The organism is Rhizobium sp. L1K21 (assembly GCF_024055895.1).
Lineage (GTDB): Bacteria > Pseudomonadota > Alphaproteobacteria > Rhizobiales > Rhizobiaceae > Ensifer_A.
In genome coordinates, this window is record NZ_JAMXLE010000001.1 from 1,043,588 (window position 1) to 1,064,775 (window position 21,188).

The following is a 21,188-nucleotide window of genomic DNA, read 5'->3' on the forward strand; positions in this document are numbered from 1 at the left end:
TCTTTATGTTGACGGGTGTGCGATGGACTGTTGGCACATCCGCGGAATGAAATGAGGGTTATATGCCTGTCTGGGTTGCCATCACAATCAGCGCTGCTTTTCTGCAGAATATCCGCTCGGTGCTGCAGAAGCATCTGAAGGGCGCGATGGGAACGACGGGGGCGACGTTTGTGCGTTTCGCCTTCGGTGTGCCGTTCGCCGTTTTCTATCTTTTCGTCTATCTCTGGCTGGCAGGGAAATCGCTGCCTTCGCTCTCGCTCGCCTTCGGGGTGTGGGTGGTGGTGGCAGCCCTGTCGCAGATTTTTGCACAGGCCTTGCTGGTGCATATGTTTTCGTTTCGCAATTTTGCCGTCGGCACTGCCTATTCGCGTACTGAACCGGCACAGGCGGCGATCTTTGCCTTTATCGTGCTTGGCGAGACGATCAGCGCTGCGGCCGTGGCCGCCATCGTCATTTCGGTGATCGGGGTGATGTTGATATCGGTTGCGCGCACCGCCTTTTCGCTGCGCACGCTGATTACCTCGACATTCAGCCGGACGGCGCTCCTCGGGCTTGCTTCCGGTGCGCTCTTTGGCGTGTCGGCCAATGGTTATCGCTCCGCGTCCCTGGCGCTGGCACCGGGGCTTGCCGAGCCGGACTTCATTCTGCAGGCGAGTTTCACGCTGGTTGTCGCTATCGCTTTTCAGACGGTGATCATGGCGATCTGGATTGCGCTGCGCGAGCCGCAGGAATTCGGCAATATCGCGCGGGCCTGGAAGCCGTCGCTGGCCACCGGCTTTGTTGGCGCGACGGCCTCCTTCGGCTGGTTCATGGCGATGACCTTGCAGAAGGCCGCCATTGTGAAGGCGCTGGCGCAGATCGAAATGTTGTTTACCTTCGCCTCGTCGGTGTTCATCTTCAAAGAAAAGATCAACCGGCTGGAAATTGCCGGCTGTGGTTTGATCGTTGCCGGGATTCTGGTTCTGCTTCTCGGGTAGTCAGCGAAACGGCGCGTCGTGGGCAGGCAGGGGCGGGACGTCGAAATGATCGGGCTCCTGGCCAGCCTGAAAGCGTTCCAACATCATTTCAAAGCCGCGTTCCAGGTGGCGGGTGAAGCGCTCGGTGTCGAAGAGGGGGGCGCGGAAGCGGTTGGCGATGATCTTGTTGCGCAGAGCCTGAAGCGTCTCCGGTTGCTGAGACAGGGCAACGGCTTTCTCGACGAAAGCGGAGGCGTTCTCAGTGATCAGTTCCTCCATGTCGGCGGCGCGCAAGAGGCTTTCTGAAACACGGGAGGCAAAATTGCTGCCCTTGAAGGTGAGAAGCGGCAGGCCCATCCAGAGCATATCGGATGTGGTGGTGTGGCCGTTATAGGGATAGCAGTCGAGGCCGAGATCGGCTGCGGGAATGCGCGCGAGATGATCGCGGTAGCCGGCGCGCGGCAGGAAGTGAAAGCGGTCGGGGCCGAGACCCTTCAATGCCATGGCGCTCAAGAAATTCTGCTTCTGCTTTTCGTGATTGTTGAAGAGTGCCAGCTTGCTTCCAACCACCTTCTGCAGAACCTCTGCCCAGAGGTCGATGATCTGCGGAGAGAGTTTGTTCATGCTGTTGAAAGAGGCGAAGAGGAATGTGTCCTCGGCGATGCCGAGCTCGGTCTTGCTCATTGGCGGCGGCAGGGGGCGGGCAAAGCCGTCGTTGCATTGATAGCTTTCCGGCAGGCGGCAGAACTTCTCGTGATAGAAGGGTTTGCTGCTATCGGGCGTCACGATCCGGTCGCTGATCACATAGTCGCAATCGATACCGGTACCGGAGCCGGGAAAGCCAAGCCAGGCGGCCTGTATGGGGGCTGCACCGATATTTAAGATGTCGGAGCGCGCATCACTTGTCGGACCTTTGAGATCGATCAGGATATCCGTGCCGCGCGCGCGGATGCGCTGTGCTGCTTCCTCGTCGCTCATATGTGTGATGGTCACCAGATTGGGCAGTGTTTTGCGGAAGGCACGGTCTGCATCGCTGAATTTATCCGGCGTATAACAATAGAGCGTGACATCGAACCTCTCCAGGTCGTGGGCCGCCAAGACGCCCTTGAAAAGGAGGGTGGTCGGATGTTCGGCATAAAGGTCTGCTGTCAGGTAACCGATGCGGATCTTCTTTGCCGGCTGGTGCGGGCGCTGACGACGCGCCTGACGGGAGGCGGCGGTGAATTTCGTCCGCAGTGCCGTATTTTGAATTTGCGCGTTCAGCCGCTCATCGGCGCACCAGCAGAGGTGACTGTGGAGAACCTCGTTGGTCCTCAAGAACGCGTCACTATTCTCGAGCCCCTTCAGGGCGTGGGCATTGTAGGCGCGCAGGTCTTCAATCGCGCAGGTCGTGTGCATGGCGTAACGATAGTAGCTCGATGCGTCCAAATTGCGCGGCTCAAGGCTGACGAGGCGTTTTGCCGCTTCGTAAGCAACATCCGGAAGGGCGCCTTTTTCGAGCAGGAGTTTACGAAACAGGGGAAGGGCAGCGTTGAGCAGTCTGGCCTGATGGGGGCTAGGCTGCAGCCCTGCAACGGCACGATAGTGGGCGGCCTTTTCGATATTGCCCAGCTTTTCGTGGCAGTCCGAGATCATCGCGACAATTGCGACGGGGAGATCGGTGATGGAACCGCTGGCAACCAGCGCGTCGAAGTCGTCCGTGGCTTGCCGGTATGTCTCTTTGCGATAGAGGGTAATCAGATTTTGGAGTGCAGGCTCGTGGGCGGGCCTGGCTGCCAGCATCTGTTCGACAATCGTGGTTGGTAGAATGTCTGCATCGCGCATCCCTTCACGCACGCCTGTAGCAGCACTTTCTGCGGCGAGCTTGAGAAATCTGTCCCTGTTGCTTGGTTGAAGATCGGCGAGGCGGGCATAGAGCGTGGCTGCGGCTTCGCCGTTGCCGAGCTTCACGTGGCATTGCGCTGCAATCAGAAGCGCCGCCTGGTCTAGGGTGTCGGCTTCAAGAACCGGGCCGAGCGCGTTGAGGCATTGCGCGAAATTGCCTGCCTGAAAAGCCTTGTAGGCTTGCTGAACCTTTGCGCTTCCCGTCATCGAACCCGTTTTCCATTCGACCTTCTTTTATCTGCAAGGAGCTTGAGCCAGCCTTGTTTGACGAAACATAGCCTTGCACCTTCTTCAGAAAGTGATTCATATGGCGGAAAAAGCGATTCAAGTTTTCAGGATAATGAACTGGGATTAAAGCGCTATCTCGCTTCTTCTGCGGCTGCGGCGACACGCTGTTTGACGCAGCGTTCACAAAAATTTCACGGCCTGAGAATTGACTCCAAACTCGAAATCAATCAACTGATTGATTGATGATGGAGCAACAGATCAAACATTTCAGCACCGACGAGCGTCGCAAAGAGATCGCGGCGGCGGCGACTGCGTTGATTGTGGAGAAGGGGATCGAGGCGTTGCGCACGCGTGAAGTGGCAGCGCGAGTCGGTATCAATATCGCAACGCTCCACTACCATGTGTCAACGAAGAACGCGCTTATTCACCTTGTCATCGACGCGCTGCGGGACTTTTTTGCGGAACAATACCAGGCTCATCCGCGTGATGGATTAAGTCCACTGCAGATGCTGCAGCTGGAAATTCAGGAATACAAGGAAATGATGGTCAGCAGGCCTGACCTGTTGCAACTGATGGACGAGATGTTCAACCGCGGCCGCGTGGATGTCGAAGTCGAGGCCAAAATGCGCGAGATGAAAATCCGATGGAATCGCCAATTCGTAGAAATTTTGAAGAAAGGCAAGCAAGAGGGGCAGTTTCGCGAAAATCTCGACCCGATAGCGGGTGCACATATGGTGACCGGCGCTCTTGTGGCCTTTCAATACAAGCCGAAGCATCTTTTTTCGATCTTCGACGCCGTCGCCGATGAAATTGTCAAAAGCTTTGTAAAATGAACGAGAGAAATTCCATGTCTGAAACACGTTTTCAAAAGTCTTATTCTGATGCCGATGAGCCGCATGAAAGCCGGTGGCTGGCGCTTTTCATCATTCTGCTTGCCTTGTTCATGAACCTGCTGGACGTGACGATCGTCAACGTCTCGCTTCCAACAATGCAGGCGGATCTTGGGGCGAGTTCGACGGAAATCGAGTGGGTTGTCGCTGGCTTCATCCTCACCTTTGCTCTCGGGCTCCTGCCATTCGGGCGGCTGGGCGATATAGTCGGGCGCAAGCGGATGTTCATGATCGGGGTCGGGTCTTTCACCATTGCATCCATTCTTTGTGGAATGGCCCCCAATATGAGCTTTCTGATTGTCGCGCGCCTCATCCAGGGGGCGGCGGGCGCTGTCATGACGCCGCAGGTGCTTTCCATCGCGCAAACCATTTTTCCGCCGCATGAACGCGCTGCCGCGTTTTCGCTCTTCGGGTTGACGGCGGGGCTTGCCACGGTCACGGGACCGGTTCTCGGCGGGCTGCTTCTTGGTGGTGATCTCTTCGGGCTGGAATGGCGTCCGATCTTTCTCATCAATGTGCCGGTCGGCATCTTCACGGTCATCGCCGCTGCCAAATTCATTCCGCCTATTCCCGGCAACATGTCGATCAAAAATGACTTCGGCGGCATTGCCATTGTCAGCGCCGCCATGTTTCTGATCATCTTCCCGCTGATCGAAGGGCGCAATTATGAGTGGGCGGCGTGGTGCTTTGCCATGATGGCCGCTTCCTTCGTCTTTTTCGTCGCCTTCGTTTTTTGGGAAAAGCGGCAGAAACGCGTTGGCGGCGCGGAGCTCTTGCCGATTGACCTGATGAAAAACGGCAATTTCATTATCGGCGCCATGATGTCGCTGGTCTTCTTTTCGGCCATGCCCTCGTTCTTCATGATCTTTGCACTTTACCTGCAACAGGGCTATGGGCTGACGCCGCTGTGGTCGGGTCTTACGACCATGCCGTTTTCCGTTGGCGTGCTTGTCGCCTCGGTCATTTCGGGCCGGATCGGTTTCAAATGGCAAAAGCAGCGCATTGCAGCTGGGCTGGTTCTGCTGTTTGCGGGCATGCTTTCGGTCCGTATTCTGGCAGCGGGCGAGAGCGATGTTCTGGACTCCATGTTTTATATCGCACCGCTGCTGTTTGGCGGAATTGGTCTCGGCGTTACCATTTCTCCGCTGTTCCAGACCATTCTGGCCGGGGTGCCGCAAAAGGATGCGGGTTCAGGATCAGGCGCGTTGCAGGCACTGCAGCAGGCGGGCGGTGCACTCGGTGTTGCTGTCGTCAGCGAAATTTTCTTCCGCAAGCTGGCGGCAGAAATGGCCACCGGCGCGACACCGCAGCTTGGCTTCAGCCATGCCCTGACGCAGGCGTTGACTTACAACCTCATCGCTTATGCAGTGGTGTTGGTTGGAGCATTTCTGCTGAAAAATCCTGAGCGGGTGGAGCGCAATCCCAACGCCCAACCCATTCCTGTCATGGATTAAACCTGCATGGCCGGTGGGCTCTGCGCCTGCCGGCCAAGGCCATTGCGGAACGTTTATTCATCCGCCGCTATCAGCGCACGATCAGCGTGCCTGCGCCACCTTCGGTCAGGATTTCCAGAAGCACGGAGTGAGGGGTTTTTCCGTTCAGGATAACGACCCCTTCGACGCCTTTTTCAATAGCCTCGATGCAGGTCTCTACCTTCGGGATCATGCCGCCTGAAATCGTGCCATCCTTGATGAGCGCGCGCGCTTCGGCGACCGAGAGTTCCTTGATCAGATTGCCCTGCTTGTCGAGTACGCCGGGTACGTCGGTGAGGAAAAGCAGGCGGGTGGCGTGCAGCGCCCCGGCAATGGCGCCAGCAAATGTATCGGCATTGATATTGTAGGTATGACCATCGCGGCCTGGTGCGACCGGCGCGATGACCGGGATCATTTCCGACTTGGCAAGCAGGTCGAGCAGCGTGCGGTCGACCTCCACGACTTCACCGACGAAGCCCAAATCCAGCACCTTTTCGATATTGGAATCCGGGTCGGTCATCGTCTTGTGAGCCTTTTCGGCAAAGACCATGTTGCCATCCTTGCCGCAAAGGCCGATCGCCCATTCGCCGGTCTGGTTGATCATGGCGACGATTTCCTTGTTGATGGAGCCTGCGAGCACCATTTCAACGATTTCCACCGTCTTTGCATCAGTGACGCGAAGGCCACCTTCAAAACGGCTTTCAATGCCCATCTTCTTGAGCATGGCGGCGATCTGCGGGCCGCCGCCGTGGACGACGATGGGATTGATGCCGGATTGTTTCAAAAGCGCGATATCGCCGGCAAACGCCTTGCCGAGTTCGGCGTCGCCCATGGCATGGCCGCCGTATTTTACGACCACGGTCTTGTCTTCATAGCGCTGCATATAGGGAAGCGCCTGGGCAAGTAGGCGGGCCTGAATTTCACTTTCGGATGCGGACATGGGCGGGGACCTCTGATTTTTGCAGGTGCCTTATTAGCGGAAGTTTTTCCCTGTGAAAACAGTGCAACTGATCCAAATTGGGCGGGGGCGCGTAAAGCCATGCAAAAGCGCCAGGGAAGGGGAACATCTTTTGTCTGACCAGGACCTTGCCGGCCTTATGTCCCGTGTTGCCCTTGGCGACCGCGGCGCATTTGGCAAACTCTATTCCGCGACCAGCCCGAAACTTTTTGCCGTCTGCATGCGTATGATGAGAGACAGGCATGAGGCGGAAGAGGCTTTGCAGGAGATTTTCATCCGCGTCTGGCAGAAAGCGCGCCAACAGGTGAGCGGTTCAAGCCCGCCTGAGGCTTGGCTGGTGACGGTTGCACGCAATCACTGCATTGACCGGTTGCGGGCCAAAAAGCCGTTTGCGGTGCCTGTCGATGAGGCATTTGATCTGGCTGACGATGCGCCGGGTCCAGAAAAATTGGCTGAGCGGCGTTCGGAGGCTGGAAGAATTGAAACATGTATGGAAGAATTAGACTTTGATCGCGCCGAGGCGGTGCGTGGTGCTTATCTGGACGGCCTGAGTTATCAGGAGCTGGCAGATAAATATTCCGTGCCGCTGAATACGATGCGGACCTGGTTGCGTCGAAGTCTTTTGAGATTGCGGGATTGCCTCGGGACCTGAGTGCAATCCGTTTTGGGAAACGTGGTTGCCATGAATACACCTGAGAACAAAAAGGGAGACCGCAGCCGCGACGAAGTGCTGGCCGGGGAATATGTGCTGGGTGTACTTCCGGCAGAGGAGCGGCGCGCCGTGGAGCAGCGCCTGGCCACCGACAAGGCATTTCGATTGATGGTGGACCGCTGGGAGAGCAATCTTGGCGGCTTCAACGATGGCTTTGGCCCAGAACTGACGCCTTCGCCGAAGGTTTATCAACGCATTGAGCGTGAACTTTTTGAAATTGGCGCACCGGCGGGTCCGGTTTCTGTCTGGAACTCTGTGGTGTTCTGGCGTGGCATGACGCTGGTATCTCTTGCTGCTGCACTCATATTGCTGGTTTCCGGCTCAACCGGCTTCTGGCTGCCGGACGATCCGGGACCGGTACGTCTGGCGTCGCTTTCTGCTGCAAATGGGGATATGGCGCTGGTTGCCTATTATGACACCGCCAGCGGGACATTGCAGCTGACGCCAGCGGCCAGTGGCGCGACCAACGACAAGTCGCTCGAACTTTGGATGATCGACGGCAACAAGGCACCTCAGTCGCTGGGGATCGTTCCGCTGCGCCGCGACGGTATCATTGTCGTACCGCGTGACTATCGTGAGCGGATCACCAAAGGTGTGACGCTTGCCGTGTCGCTGGAACCCTTTGGCGGTTCCAAGACGGGCAAGCCGACCGGGCCTGTGTTGATGACAGGCAAGGCAAATTCAATTTAAACACATAAAAACAAATAGTTATCATTTTTCTGCAAGGCGGCTGAAACTCATTCAGCTGCCTTTCGTCTTTTCTTGTGTCCCCAACAGGGAAATAACAATTGAGAGGAGCCACAACATGTTCAAGTTCATTACCCGCACGTCGCTTGCTGCCGCACTGGTCGTATCAGGCGCTACTTTGGCCTATGCCGCCAATCCGGAAGTCGGCGGTGCGCCGATGTACGAAAACAAGAACATTGTCGAAAACGCCGTGAATTCCAAGGATCACACCACGCTGGTGGCCGCAGTGAAGGCGGCAGGTCTGGTGGAGACGCTGCAGGGCGACGGTCCCTTTACGGTTTTTGCGCCCACCAATGAAGCCTTTGCCGAGTTGCCTGCTGGCACAGTCGACACACTGTTGAAGCCGGAAAACAAGGATCAGCTGACGAAAATTCTGACCTGCCATGTGGTGGCAGCCGATGCCATGTCTTCGGCCATCGAAAAGATGATCAAGGACGATGGCGGTGAGCATGATGTGAAAACCGTTGGCGGCTGCGTGCTGAAAGCCAAGGAAATGGACGGCAAGATCACGCTGACCGATGAAAAGGGCAATGTCGCCCATGTGACCATCGCCGATGTGAAGCAGTCGAATGGCGTGATCCACGTGATCGACAAGGTGCTTCTGCCCGCTGGCTAATCGGGTGCACTGAATCTACGTTACCCCCGCGAAGCGTCGTCCTGAAAAGGGCGGCGTTTTGCTTTTGCGGCAGTCAGCGGATCAGTTTGCGATGGCGAAGTTGATTGCGGCGCGCAAGTCATCCATGCCGAGGTTCTTCTCAGACGAAGTGGCCAGGATTTCCGGAAAGGCTGCGGGATGTTTGGCAATCTGTTTTGCGGTGGCTTCGAGAAGCTTGATCACGGCTGGTGGTTTGATCTTGTCGGTCTTGGTGAGCACGATCTGATAGGAGACGGCGGCCTTGTCGAGCAGGTCGAGGACTTCCTCGTCGTTCTTCTTGATGCCGTGGCGGCTGTCGATGAGAACATAAACCCGCTTCAGGGTCGCCCGGCCACGCAGATAGTCGAAAACCAGTTTTGTCCATGCGTCCACGGTTTCCTTCGGTGCCTTGGCATAGCCGTAGCCCGGCATGTCGACGATTGCGGCGGGCGGCAGGTCGTCGGCAGAGCCTGAATAACCGTCAGGCACGAAGTAGTTCAGTTCCTGCGTGCGGCCCGGGGTGTTGGATGTGCGGGCGAGCCCCTTGACGCCGGTCAGCGCATTGATGAGCGACGACTTGCCGACATTGGAGCGTCCGGCAAAAGCGATTTCGGCCGGACCTTCCGGAGGCAGAAACTTCAATGACGGCACGCCGCGGATGAAAATCCACGGTTTGGAAAAGAGAGGATCGGGCGCGCCTGTTGTGTTCATTGATGGTCTCCGGTGTTGCCTTGGGGATGGGGCAGGCGCGGGGCCTTGTCAAGGCTTTGGGCGTCGAACACGCGCTGTAAAGGAAAAGGGCTCCCGGAGGAGCCCTTTAGCCGCTCTATTTGAGCGTTATCTTTTTATCATCTTTGCTGCCCCTCTTGAACAACCCTTTCAGATTGCCCCAGAGCTCCACCTTGACGCCATGACGTTTCATGATGACGCTCTGCTGGATGATCGAGAGTGTGTTGTTCCATGCCCAGTAGATGACAAGACCTGCCGGGAAAGAGGCCAGCATGAACGTGAAGACCACCGGCATCCAGGTGAAGATCATGGCCTGCGCCGGGTCGGGTGGCGTCGGGTTCATGCGCATCTGCAAGAACATGGTGATGCCCATGATGATCGGCCATACGCCAAGATGCAGGAAGGTCGGCGCTTCGAAAGGCAGGAGACCGAACAGGTTGACAATGGTTGTCGGGTCGGGCGCAGACAGGTCCTTGATCCAGCCGAAGAAGGGCGCGTGACGCATTTCAATCGTCACGTAGATGACCTTGTAGAGCGAGAAGAAGACCGGAATCTGCAGCAGCACCGGCCAGCAGCCCGCGACAGGATTGATCTTTTCTTCCTTGTAAAGCTGCATGGTGGCCTGCTGAAGGGCCATGCGGTCGTCGCCATATTTCTGCTTCAGCTCTTCCATCTTTGGCTGCATACGCTTCATATTGGCCATGGAGGCATATTGCTTGCTGGCCAGCGGGAAGAAGATGCCCTTGATGATGATGGTGGTGGCAAGGATCGCCAGGCCGAAATTGCCAAGGAAGCGATAGAGGAAGTCCATCAGCTTGAACATTGGCTTGGTGAGGAAGTAGAACCAGCCCCAGTCGATCAGACGGTCGAAGCTTGGAATACGATAGTCTTCCGCGGCCACGGCGCTCTGGCTGGGAAAGAGCTGATCGAACCAGGATGTGCTGGCGGCATAGCCGTCAACAACGGGAACTTCCTTGGCGCCTGCAAATGCGAGGCTCTTGAATTCCACCGTTGCGCCCGGTGCCACATCAACGCCAGCCGTCTTGAAATCCGCCTGGAAGCGCGGCGTGCCGTCGTTGAAATGGGAGTAGCGCGCATCGTAGGTGAGATCCTGCGGCGGAATGATGGTTGCCGCCCAGTATTTGTCGGTAATGCCGAGCCAGCCGGTGGAAACGCCGTTGAAGGATGAGTTCTCATCTTCGGCGGAGGAATATTTGACTTCCTTCAGACCGTTTTCGCCGAGCCAGCCGGTGAAGCCTTCATGGATGACATAAGTGGAGGCATGGTCGGGCGCGCGGTAGCGCGTCACGCGGCCATATTCGGCAATGGAGGCAGCGGCTGAGCCGTTGTTCGTGACCTCATCGGCAAAGGAGAACATGTAATGCGCATCGACAGAAATGGTGCGCTTGAATGTAAGGCCTTCGCCATTGTCATAAGTGAGTGTGACCGGCGTGTCCGGCGTCAGCGTCGGGTTGCCTTCAACGGTCCAGACCGTATTCGGGCCGGGCATGTTGTTGGCGCCGACATAACCGAATTCCGCGAAATAACCGTCAGACGTTTTTGCCGGGTTGAGCAGCGTGATCAGTGGGCTCGTGGGATCCACTGTCTCGTGATAGTCCTTCAGGTGAAGGTCGTCGAGGCGGGCGCCGGTGAGATTGATCGAGCCGGAAAGCGACGGTGTGTCAATTTGAATGCGCTTGCCTTCGGCAATGGCCGCATCACGCGAGATCACGCTTGCAGAACCACTGGCCGACGGTGTGTCGCCGGAAACCTGCGCCGAACCGGCTGCTGGCGTCTGCGGGTTTGCTGTTGTGTCACCGGAGGCCTGCGTCTGCGCGGCCTGCTCAGATGCAGCGCGCTCGGCCTGCATTTTCGGCCCCATATAAAAATACTGCCAGCCAAATAGGATGATCACGGACAGCGCAATGGCAATGAAATAATTGCGGTTATTTTCCATCGGTCTTTCCCGGGCGGCCAACGTCTGGCCGTTTCTCTCTTTGTTTTCCGGCGATACGATCGGTAATCGTCCGGGTCAGGTCCTCGAATGAGGCGTTCAGGGCGTCTCTTCGCGCGACGACCACATAGTCATGTCCAGGCTTCATTGCAAACTGCGCAGAAAGACGCACGACCTCTTTCAGTCGTCGGCGCATGCGATTTCGTTCAACCGCATTGCCATGTTTCTTTGTGACGGTAAAGCCGACACGGGGAGGGGTTTGCGGTTCGCCGCGGTCGAGCACTTCAATCAGGACATAAGGCCCGCGAAGTTTGTAACCGCCGCGAACACGCAAAAACTCCGGCCGGCTTTTCAGCCGCCCGGCAGCTTTTGTGGTTTTTTCAGACGTCTTGAGCCCGCCATGTTGCATCGGGCCGGCCTGCCTTAGGCTGAAAGACGCTTGCGACCGCGTGTACGGCGAGCGGTGAGAACCTTGCGGCCACCCTTGGTTGCCATGCGGGAACGGAAGCCGTGACGGCGCTTGCGAACAAGCTTGGACGGCTGGTAGGTACGCTTCGTAGACATTTATTTTAACACCGCGGTGTGCGGCCCTTCTTGAATTCTGCAATTGATGCAGGGAGCGTTGATCCGTCATTTGAGGCCAGCGCTCATTCGCCAGCCCCCGGACTGCGCGGGTTCATAGGGGCAAGTGGTCAAAAAGTCAATCGGCGGGGCCGTGATCAAAGCCCTGCTTTTCTAAGAGAAAGCTTTCCAATAATCAGCAGAGTCTTTAAAACACTGCAAAGGCAATACGAATTCGAACAAGGACAGACGCGGCGTATGAGCGGCAGTGACTTGCATTCCGGCGCTAACGCTACCGTGCCACGCCGTATGGCCGGCTTTTTCGGCGGGCTTTCCGGAAAGCTCCTGAGCCTGACCATTCTGGCGGTGATGATTGCCGAAGTCGCCATTTTCGTGCCGTCGGTGGCCAACAAGCGCAATACATGGCTCAAGGAGCAGCTTCGCGTTGCCGCCGTTGCTTCCATTGTCATCGACGGTCTGCAGCACAGCAAACTGCCAGATGCGCTGCGCGATGACACGCTGATGGCGACAGGCGTGAAGGTGATTGTGCTCGAGCGGGACGGCACACGGCGTCTGATTGCCGCAACCGACATGCCGCCCGAGGTCGACAAACAATATGACCTCACCGAGATGAAGCCGCTGAACGCTATCCGGGCTGCCTTCGACGAGCTTCTGTTCGGCGGCGGGCGGGTGATCCGCGTTTTCGGCCCGGTCGACGGGACCGACATGCATGTCGAGGTCGTGATGACCGATGATGCGCTGCGCGATGCAATGCTAGTCTATTCGCGCAACGTGTTTCTCCTGTCGCTTGCCATATCGATCATCACGGGCTTTTTGATCTTTCTGGCCGTGAGCCGCCTGTTGATCCGTCCGATTCGCCGTTTAACCCGGTCGATGCAGGATTTTTCGGGACATCCCGACGAACCCGGCAGTATCTATCAGCCACAGGCCGGAGACGACGAGCTGGCGGTGGCGGGGCAGCATCTGGAATCGATGCAGAAAGAGCTGCAAAAGACCTTGCGGCAGCAACGCAATCTCGCCGAGCTTGGTCTGGCTGTCTCCAAGATCAATCACGATATGCGCAACATCCTGGCTTCCGCACAATTGATGTCCGACCGGTTGGGTGATCTCGATGATCCGATGGTCAAGCGTCTGGCGCCGAAGCTCTTGCGCGCAATCGACCGTGCTGTGGGTTATTCCAACTCTGTGCTCGCCTATGGCAAATCCGCAGAAGCAGCCCCCAGGCGGCGACTTGTCCATCTGAAACCGCTGGTGGTCGATGTGTCTGGTCTGCTCGGCATAGAGCCGGAGAGCGAGATCCAGTTTGAAATCCACATCGACGATGATCTCCAGGTGGATGCCGATCCCGAGCAGCTGTTTCGCGTGATCCACAATCTCTGTCGAAACGGCATGCAGGCGCTGGCAGGGATGGAGGCTGAAGGCGCGGGCGCGAGCCCCAAACGCATCAGCGTGTCAGCCCATCGCAGTGGCTCGGTGGTTTCCATAGCCGTGGATGACACGGGGCCCGGCATGCCGCAAAAGGCGCGGGAGCACCTGTTTTCCGCCTTCAAGGGTTCGGTGCGTTCTGGTGGGGCAGGTTTGGGCCTTGCGATTGCGCGCGAAATCGTTCTCTCGCATGGCGGCACGATCGCACTTGTGGAAAAGGCCCAGGCCGGAACGCTGTTCCGGTTCGATATTCCAGATCGCCCCGTGGTCATGGAAGAGATGAAATCAAACGCCGGTCAAAGCGCCGCGGAATAAACAATCGGTACAGGTGATTCCCAAACAAGCGCGTTTTGTTACCGTTTCCTGTGTGCGGAGAGCCTTGGCAATAGAGCTCTCACTTGAATCGTAAAAGCACAGAGCCTGCGAAACCGGGATGTTTGCAATCGTCCCGATTTTTTTCAATAATCCTCTTGCATTCAGGAAAAGGACGCTTTAGGAGAACGCCACACCGCCAGAGCGAACCGCTCAGCGGCCAAGCGCACCCGTAGCTCAGCTGGATAGAGCACCAGACTACGAATCTGGGGGTCAGGAGTTCGAATCTCTTCGGGTGCGCCATTTCGCTTTCTCCCTGAACTAAAACGCTATTTAACGGTTTGCATGCCGGTTGCCGGGACACCTATTCTCGTGGCTTTGCTGCGGATAAGGGATTTGAGAGCCGACGGCGAAACGATACTGAAAGCGTTTGTCGCCAGCATGCGATCCGGCGTATCCGCGTCTTGGCGTGTTGTCTTTACCCTCGTTAGCCGTTGTTAAAGTTGTCGGGCGAATCGGGTTCTTCCCATGGCCCGGCCACTACGCAGACGGCAAAAGCTTCAGGTCACATCGGCGATCCACGACTGGAGATCGAAGACCTCCTGGCTGTCGCCAGGCCGCGCAAGGCGACCGCGACTGCGAAGCTCGGCGGGCGTCACTCCGTATCGACGTTTGAACAGCCGGCTGAAGCTAGAATGGTCGTCGAAACCGCAAGCCGCCGCAATAATGCCAATACGTCTGATGTCGTGTGGATCGGTCAGAGCCTTGCGCGCGTGGGCAAGACGGCGGTCCGTGATGAAGGACTCGACGCCCCGATAGGGCTCGAACATCCGATAGAGAGAGGATCTGGATAGCCCCAATTCGCTGGCAAGTGACGCGATATCGATCTTGCCCGACCCGATGCGGTCATCAATGAAGCGACGCGCGCGCTGAAAAAGCGCCTCCCGGAATGGTTCGGTGCCTGCCTGTTGCAGTGCTTCTGCCGGATCCAGCGCAGCCTCATACATGGCCAGTGTTGCGGACGCCGCCGCAGCGCCGGCGCTCAAGGGCATGGTCGGAAGGCTCCGGGCGAGCGCAACAAGGTGGTCGGCCAGCAAGCCTCCAAGCGCTGCGCCGCGCAGCCCGACGTTCATATGCCCATGCGGAAACACGCGCGACTTCACCAGATCGCGCGGAATGAGGACAGTGATGTTGCTTGAGGCGAGGGAGACGGTCCGCGCCTCTCGGGCCATGTCGAGGGTCACCGGTTCCATCGGCTGCACGGTGATCGGGCGATCGTCCAGATGGCCGCTATATCCACCGGACGTATAGACCTGCACGAGCAGGTAATCGATGCCGTCTATCCGGGATTTCTCTCTGGAACGGGTAAAGGTTGTCGGCCCGAACGTGCCGAGCCCGACAAGCATGTCACCCAAATGGTAGGTGTCGTAGGTAGCTGCGAATGGCTGATCGGGATGGACCGGCGCAACGTCGAAGACCGGAGCGACTGCCGACCGCCAGCCATCAAAAGCTGCTTCAGGCGTCAGCCCCCGGGAGTCGAAAGATTGGTGCGGCAGGCCCGGTGTCTGCTCGCTGAAGATGTCTTTCTGCATCACCACTGTTCAATCCCGCGATGTTTGGTACTGGTGAACAAGAAATTGGATTCTGTACTCATCACCATTCTTTGCTGTCCTGCTATCGACCCCGGCTCGAACGGATATACCAACTCGGCAGGGGATAAAAGTATGAAAAGACGCGGGTTTTTCGGTTATTGTATTTTGGGTGCCGGATTGGCAATCGGTCAGAATTCGGTGGTGCTGGCTCAGTCCGCTTCCGATAGCGAGGCCTTTTGGCAAACGCCTGAATATCGTGCGGCCTACCACCTTTCTGCAATCGATGCTGCAAAGGCCTATGCTCTCGGCTTTACCGGTGAAGGTGTTCGGGTCGGCGTTCTCGATACAGGCATTGATGCGCGCCATCCCGAGTTCAATGGCCGGCTTCTGCCCGGCTTCGATCTCAACACGGGTGCCAGCATCATAAACGGCGCGAATTTCGAGAGCCCCGATTCCGGATCGCCATCAGGCCGTACCAGTCACGGAACCCATGTGAGCGGCATTATCGCCGCGAACCGCGATGGCTGGGGAATGCATGGCGTCGCGTTCGATTCCAAAATCATGATGAGCATCTATGATGGGCGTTCGGGCAATACTGACGACGTGTTCAACCAAAACTGGATGCGCCTCGTCGATAGCGGCGTGTCGATCATCAGCAACTCAAGCGGTGTCAACGATTGCAGCTATTCTATCAACCCGCCGTGCAATGTCACTGACTATACCAGCGCATCGATCACACAATCGCTGCCACAGACGATCGACGCCATGAAATACGCCGCCGACAATGACGTGCTGATGGTGTTTGCCACTGGCAATGAGTCGCAGCCTGCACCAGATGCGCTGGGCGGGATGCCTTATTGGGTTCCTGAGCTTCGCGACACCTTCATCGCAGTCGGTGCGGTTGATGCGAATGGCAATCTGGCGAGTTTCAGCAATGAATGCGGTGTGGCCTCTGCGTGGTGTCTGGTTGCGCCCGGCGTTGACGTGGTGTCGACTGTCCCGCTTGGCACAGGCCCCAGCGGCGGCGATTACGATGAGATGAGCGGCACGTCGATGGCAACGCCGGTCGTCAGCGGAGTGGCGGCGCTGGTCAAGCAGGCATTCCCATATTTTTCTGCCCACGACATCCAGCAGGTGCTTCTCACCACCGCAACCTCCATGGGGGACCGGCAGAAATACGGCTGGGGCATGGTCAATGCCGGACGGGCCGTACAAGGGTACGGGGCCTTCACCTCCAATACAGTCATCAACACGGGCGGCACAAACTCGACATTTTCCAACGCCATTGGCGGTACAGGTGGGCTCACCAAGGAAGGGCAGGGCACCCTGACACTTGCCGGCGCAAATACCTATTCCGGTGACACGATCGTCAACGCCGGACAGCTCTCGGTGAACGGTTCCGTTGCGTCCAATGTACGGATTGGCCAGAACGGGACGCTGCGCGGCATTGGCAAGATCGACGCCTCTCTTTACTCCGCTGGGCGCCTGGCGCCGGGCAATTCGCCCGGCACGCTGACTGTCGCCGGTCCAGTGACCATCGCAAGTGGTGCGACAACATCCTTCGACATTGACGGCATAGGGACAGGCACAGGCAGTGGTAGCTATTCGCGCCTTGTGACCACCGGTACCAATGGTACAATCGCAGTCGATGGCGTGATCGTTCCCACGCTCCGCGGCATAACGGCACCGGCAAGCAACACTTACGTTGCCCCGCTTGGCACCACTTTTGAGGTTATCCGATCAAGTGCAGGCGTGACCGGCGGCTTCACAGCCCTGACTCAGCCGGACGCATCGGCGCTTGCTCCGAGCAGCCGCATGGACACACTTTATGCGGACCGGACGGTCTCCCTGGTGGTGACACCGCAGCAGTATAGCAATCTTGCTGCAAACGGATTGACCTCAAGCGCCAATGCAAATGCTGTCGGCGCATCACTTGACGCCGTTCGTCCTGCGGCGGGGCCGCGAACCGGTGCCGTGTTCTCCTCGCTTTACGCCACATCACCTCAAGCGCTGCCGAATGCTCTCGATCAGGTTGCGGGCGAAATCCATTCTTCTGGTTCGGCTCTCGTTCTGGAGCATGCCGGACAGGTGCGGAGCGTCGTGAACGCGCGGACCAGCCGCTTGGCAAACAGCAATGCGGAAACCGGCTGGGTTTCGTTCAATGGCGCTGCAGGTGCCTTTTCCAGTGACCGTGCAGCCCGTATGAACTGGAGGGAACAGTCCGCCTATGCCGGTTTCGACGGCATTTCTCTCTACGGTTGGGATATCGGTACCATGGGTGGCCTTGGTATGAGCAGAGGCAGCATTGGTGCACAGAATGCGTCGGCGACCGCCTTGAATGCAGACTTTGCCGCCTATGCCGACGCGAATCTCGGCTTCCTGAGGGCGAATGTCGGCGCGGGTTTGACATTTTCTCACATCGACACGTCCCGTGCTTTGGACTTCGGCGGTGCCAACGCGACCGTCAGCACCGGTTACCATCGTGCATCTGGACAGGTGTTCGGCACTCTGGCCATGCCGCTCGATATGGGCAATGCGACGCTGGAGCCATTTGTTTCCGGCGCCTATATGGCAACATCTTCGGCGGCCTTCCGCGAGACCGGTTCACCGTTTGCCCTGTCAGGAACTGTTGACGCAAAAAATCTCGGTCTTGCGTTGCTGGGCTTTAACTTGTCCTCCGAAATTCCGGTTGGTGATACATACGTTTCGGTCAGCTCAACGGTCGGCTGGCAACATGTTTTCGGCAATAGTCTGGGTACCGCAACGCAATCTTTGGCAGGTGCTCCCGCCTTCAAAACAACAGGAGTAGGGCTTTCCCGCAACGCGCTAGTCCTCAATCTTGGACTTGGCTATGAGCTGGGGAACAGCATGGTCGCTAGTCTGAACTACTCGGGTCACTATGGATCGACCTCCAGTTCCAGTGCGCTGAAAGCAAAATTCAAGGTGTCGTTCTAGTGACTCCGCGCGACGTCTGCGATGATGTCGCGGAAAACGGAGCGAGAGAAATCATGCAATTCGGCCGATCTATTCGGGGTTCTATCCCTCAAAACGGTTGGGGTCTGTGGCGGTTGCGATGAAAGCCGCAGTCGATCTGTAAAAAATCTCTTTATTTCAGTGGTATAATGGTGCGCATCTTTTCACGGGTGCGCACCTATTTTTTATGCAAAACGCTGCCGGCCAACCCGACTTGCGTGGCGCAGCTTTAGCGGGCTTCCGGTTGTTTGGCTTGCAAAACATATATGTTAAACTATATGTTTTTGTAGCATTTTTCAGCGGCGGTTTTTCGTGATGATTCTTGAACCTTTTCAGTATGCGCTTGGAGCGGTTTCCGGTGGGCTTGTGGGGTTTACGCTTGGCTTGTTCGGGGGTGGGGGGTCGATCCTGGCGGTGCCGCTGATGATGTATGTTGTGGGCGTGCCGAGTGCGCATCTGGCGATTGGAACGAGCGCACTGGCGGTGGCTGCCAATGCCTTTGTCAATCTGATCGGGCATGCGCGGCTAGGCAATGTGAAGTGGCGGTGTGCCTCAATCTATAGTGTTGCTGGTGTCGTCGGTGCCTTTCTCGGGTCGACGGCAGGCAAGCTGGTGGATGGCCAGAAGCTTCTCATTCTCTTTGCGCTACTGATGCTGGTGGTGGGGGCCATGATGTTGCGCAAGCGCAATGCAGAGGGCAATCCCGGTGCGCAATGCTCGCGGGAAAACGCGCCCAAGGTGATCGGTTTCGGGGCGCTGACCGGCGTTTTCTCCGGCTTTTTCGGGATCGGCGGCGGGTTTTTGATCGTGCCGGGGCTGATTGCCGCCACCGGAATGCCAATCCTATTCGCCATCGGATCATCACTGGTGGCGGTGACGGCATTCGGTCTCACCACAGCGTTGAATTATGCCGTGTCCGGCTATGCCGATTTTCTGCTGGCAGCAATTTTTATCGGTGGCGGTGTTGTCGGCGGGTTGCTGGGCGCGTTTTCGGCCAATCATCTTTCTGAACGCAAAGGGGCTTTGAACACGCTTTTCGCCCTGATGATTTTTGCCGTGGCGTTCTACATGCTCTATCGTAGCGCCGACGCGCTTGGCCTCCTGACTGCATAAACGGCTTGTTCTTGCCGCAGGCGGGTGAACCGGTCTGCCCAAAGTCGCGTAGATGAGAGGGAACATCTTTTTAGAGGGTGCGTTTCAACTGGAATTCGAACAAGAACTTTGCAGAAGGAAAAGATGGAACAGCAAACCACAGAGGCCTATAATTTTCTCGTGAACCTGTTTGAGAGCAGCAAAGCCCTTTTTATCAGCTACGGCCTTTCCGTCGTCGGCGCTGTTGCCATTCTGATCGTCGGTTGGATTGTCGCCGGGGTTTTGAGCCGCACGACACTGAATGCGCTGAAGCGGGTTGAGCGGGTTGATCTCGCCGTTGCCGGTTTCTTTGCCACAGCCGTGCGTTGGGGCATATTGGTTATCGTTATCGTCATGGTGCTTGGCCAGTTCGGGGTGCAGACGACCTCGATCGTTGCTGCTCTCGGTGCTGCTGGTCTCGCCATTGGTCTTGCGCTGCAGGGCACGCTGCAGAACGTGGCTGCGGGTATCATGCTTCTGGTGCTGAAGCCGTTCCGTCTTGGCGATTTTGTCGACACCGGTTCGATTGCGGGCACCATTGAAGACATAGGTCTGTTTGCCACGCGGATGAAAAAAATCGACGGCCTTTACCTGCTGGTTCCGAATACGCTTCTGTGGAACGTTCCGATCACCAATTACAGCCGCAACACGCTGCGCCGTTACGATCTCACGATCGGGATCGGCTATGAGGACGATATCAGCAAGGCCGAGCAGATCATGCTTGATCTTGCCGGTGCCGATGAGCGGATATTGAAGGACCCAGAGCCCGGAACATTCGTGGCGGAGCTTGGCGACAGTGCGGTGAGCGTGACGCTGCGTTACTGGACAGCGTCGTCCGACTTCTGGATGACCAGCCGCGAGATGACCAAAAAGGCCAAGGTCGCCTTTGACGAAAACGGTATCAATATTCCTTATCCGCAGGTGACCTATAGCGGCAATTTTGCCCCGCCTGAAGACACTGAGACAAAGGACTGATGATCCCAAAACGAAGCGCCGACCTGGTTCACCCGGGTCGGCGCTTTTTTGCTTTTCGGCTGTTGGGGCGGCTTAGAGCCAGATCGGATTGGTCCAGGCGCGCTTGCCGGCAGCGTCGACGACGGTGAGGCGGATCCAGTCGGACGCGCCCTTGAAACGGTCGAGCGAGATGGAAGCCTCTGTCATCGAGTTGCCGTGTTTGGCAACGGCGGCAATGCCGGAGCCCTGGACGATGAAGGCGGAGGCTGCCGTGCAATTGACCGTGACTTCGGTGCCGGAAAGCGTGACGCCTCTGATTTCCGGGCCCTGGCTTGAATAGAAGTCGCCGCGCTTCAATGCTTCCAGAAGCAGATCCGGTGTGTTTGCCTCTGCCTTCACCATGACCCAACCGCCGAAATGGTCGGGTTCGGTGAAATGCGCGTCGTCGGTGGCAATCAGCGTCAGTTTGCGGCCTTCTGTCAGCAGCATGTCGGCAATGTAGGTGCCATCGGGGCGGTCACAGCCTATGGCGCAACCGTGGTTGTAGATTTCCACCGCATGAGCGGCTTCAACGCCGCGGGCTTCTTCGAGCGTCAGGCCAGACCATTGGGGGTGGGCGATGGCGACAAAGGCACCGGCTTCGCGCGCGCGTTTGGCCAGTTCCGGTCCGCTTTCCTGATCATCAATGGGCTTGAAGGTTGGCGTGTTCGAGGGCGCGAAATCCTCTGGCAGGCCAACGGCCAGAATGTGCCAGAGCTCGCCGTTCTGCATGGCACCGGAATGGAGTTCGGCACCGAGGATGGTGGTGAAGCGGTTGTCGCGGAATGGCTTGGTGTCGGCAATCGGGTAGTTGAAATGGCCGACGAAATGGTCGGTGAGGGCGATGAAATCATAGCCTTCGGCCTTGTAACGGCGGCAGACTTCCTCCGGGGTCAATACACCATCGGAAAGGTTGGAGTGGGTGTGGAGGTTGCCACGGTAAAACTGGCCGGGAGCGGTGAAGGCGGACAAGGGTTCTACAGATTGCCGGGTGTCGGACATGGGGATTCCTGTTG

At 57.4% G+C, this 21,188-nt stretch carries 18 protein-coding genes and 1 tRNA gene; 11 read left to right on the forward strand and 8 right to left on the reverse strand.

Features of this window, described 5'->3' with window-relative positions:
* The first annotated feature begins 62 nt into the window (after positions 1 to 62).
* A complete protein-coding gene (locus tag NHF56_RS04975; protein ID WP_252802130.1) occupies positions 63 to 977 on the forward strand; it encodes a DMT family transporter in 915 nt (304 codons plus the stop codon).
* Here the strand turns inward: NHF56_RS04975 and NHF56_RS04980 are convergent, their stop codons facing one another.
* Positions 978 to 3,047 (reverse strand): hypothetical protein, encoded by a 2,070-nt coding sequence (locus tag NHF56_RS04980; protein ID WP_252802132.1) that lies wholly within the window; start codon positions 3,045 to 3,047, stop codon positions 978 to 980.
* Positions 3,048 to 3,310: 263 nt separating this feature from the next.
* On the opposite strand from NHF56_RS04980, the gene NHF56_RS04985 reads away from it, so the two are divergent.
* Positions 3,311 to 3,901, forward strand: coding sequence for a TetR/AcrR family transcriptional regulator (locus NHF56_RS04985; protein WP_252802134.1), 591 nt, complete (start codon positions 3,311 to 3,313; stop codon positions 3,899 to 3,901).
* Positions 3,902 to 3,915: 14 nt separating this feature from the next.
* Entirely contained in the window at positions 3,916 to 5,412 is a 1,497-nt protein-coding gene (locus tag NHF56_RS04990; RefSeq protein WP_252802136.1) for an MFS transporter, read from the forward strand.
* A gap of 70 nt (positions 5,413 to 5,482) precedes the next feature.
* Here the strand turns inward: NHF56_RS04990 and argB are convergent, their stop codons facing one another.
* Positions 5,483 to 6,370, reverse strand: coding sequence for an acetylglutamate kinase (gene argB / locus NHF56_RS04995; protein WP_252802138.1), 888 nt, complete (start codon positions 6,368 to 6,370; stop codon positions 5,483 to 5,485).
* 130 nt (positions 6,371 to 6,500) lie between these two features.
* On the opposite strand from argB, the gene NHF56_RS05000 reads away from it, so the two are divergent.
* From NHF56_RS05000 to NHF56_RS05010, 3 genes are all read left to right on the forward strand, one after another.
* Positions 6,501 to 7,040, forward strand: coding sequence for a sigma-70 family RNA polymerase sigma factor (locus NHF56_RS05000; protein ID WP_252802144.1), 540 nt, complete (start codon positions 6,501 to 6,503; stop codon positions 7,038 to 7,040).
* Between the two features lie 30 nt (positions 7,041 to 7,070).
* Positions 7,071 to 7,790 carry an anti-sigma factor domain-containing protein gene (locus tag NHF56_RS05005; protein WP_252802146.1) on the forward strand — a complete coding sequence of 240 codons (720 nt, stop codon included), beginning with the start codon at positions 7,071 to 7,073 and terminating at the stop codon, positions 7,788 to 7,790.
* A 115-nt stretch (positions 7,791 to 7,905) separates the two neighbouring features.
* Positions 7,906 to 8,463, forward strand: a complete 558-nt coding sequence (locus NHF56_RS05010; protein WP_252802149.1) for a fasciclin domain-containing protein — start codon at positions 7,906 to 7,908, stop codon at positions 8,461 to 8,463.
* Between the two features lie 81 nt (positions 8,464 to 8,544).
* Here NHF56_RS05010 and yihA read toward each other — a convergent pair whose 3' ends face one another.
* The 4 genes from yihA to rpmH form a co-directional block, all read right to left on the reverse strand.
* Entirely contained in the window at positions 8,545 to 9,192 is a 648-nt protein-coding gene (gene yihA / locus NHF56_RS05015) for a ribosome biogenesis GTP-binding protein YihA/YsxC (RefSeq protein ID WP_252802151.1), read from the reverse strand.
* A gap of 115 nt (positions 9,193 to 9,307) precedes the next feature.
* Entirely contained in the window at positions 9,308 to 11,167 is a 1,860-nt protein-coding gene (yidC, locus tag NHF56_RS05020) for a membrane protein insertase YidC (RefSeq protein WP_252802153.1), read from the reverse strand.
* Entirely contained in the window at positions 11,157 to 11,573 is a 417-nt protein-coding gene (rnpA, locus tag NHF56_RS05025; protein WP_252802155.1) for a ribonuclease P protein component, read from the reverse strand. The genes yidC and rnpA overlap by 11 nt, the downstream gene beginning before the upstream one ends.
* 14 nt (positions 11,574 to 11,587) lie before the next feature.
* Complete coding sequence (gene rpmH / locus NHF56_RS05030) at positions 11,588 to 11,728, reverse strand: 50S ribosomal protein L34 (RefSeq protein ID WP_252802157.1); 141 nt, start codon at positions 11,726 to 11,728, stop codon at positions 11,588 to 11,590.
* A 255-nt stretch (positions 11,729 to 11,983) separates the two neighbouring features.
* On the opposite strand from rpmH, the gene NHF56_RS05035 reads away from it, so the two are divergent.
* Both NHF56_RS05035 and NHF56_RS05040 read left to right on the forward strand, forming a co-directional pair.
* Entirely contained in the window at positions 11,984 to 13,486 is a 1,503-nt protein-coding gene (locus tag NHF56_RS05035; RefSeq protein WP_252802159.1) for a sensor histidine kinase, read from the forward strand.
* Positions 13,487 to 13,709: 223 nt separating this feature from the next.
* Positions 13,710 to 13,786, forward strand: a tRNA-Arg gene (locus NHF56_RS05040).
* A gap of 257 nt (positions 13,787 to 14,043) precedes the next feature.
* Here NHF56_RS05040 and NHF56_RS05045 read toward each other — a convergent pair.
* Positions 14,044 to 15,075: a helix-turn-helix domain-containing protein gene (locus tag NHF56_RS05045; RefSeq protein WP_252804843.1), complete on the reverse strand. Its 1,032-nt coding sequence runs from the start codon at positions 15,073 to 15,075 to the stop codon at positions 14,044 to 14,046.
* A 132-nt stretch (positions 15,076 to 15,207) separates the two neighbouring features.
* Between NHF56_RS05045 and NHF56_RS05050 the strand changes: the two genes are divergently transcribed.
* From NHF56_RS05050 to NHF56_RS05060, 3 genes are all read left to right on the forward strand, one after another.
* Complete coding sequence (locus tag NHF56_RS05050; protein WP_252802161.1) at positions 15,208 to 18,030, forward strand: S8 family serine peptidase; 2,823 nt, start codon at positions 15,208 to 15,210, stop codon at positions 18,028 to 18,030.
* Between the two features lie 333 nt (positions 18,031 to 18,363).
* Positions 18,364 to 19,161, forward strand: coding sequence for a sulfite exporter TauE/SafE family protein (locus NHF56_RS05055; RefSeq protein WP_252804848.1), 798 nt, complete (start codon positions 18,364 to 18,366; stop codon positions 19,159 to 19,161).
* A 123-nt stretch (positions 19,162 to 19,284) separates the two neighbouring features.
* Positions 19,285 to 20,154 (forward strand): mechanosensitive ion channel family protein, encoded by an 870-nt coding sequence (locus tag NHF56_RS05060; protein WP_252802164.1) that lies wholly within the window; start codon positions 19,285 to 19,287, stop codon positions 20,152 to 20,154.
* A gap of 72 nt (positions 20,155 to 20,226) precedes the next feature.
* On the opposite strand, the gene NHF56_RS05065 is transcribed toward NHF56_RS05060, so the two are convergent.
* Positions 20,227 to 21,174, reverse strand: a complete 948-nt coding sequence (locus NHF56_RS05065; protein WP_252802165.1) for a CehA/McbA family metallohydrolase — start codon at positions 21,172 to 21,174, stop codon at positions 20,227 to 20,229.
* Positions 21,175 to 21,188 lie beyond the last annotated feature (14 nt).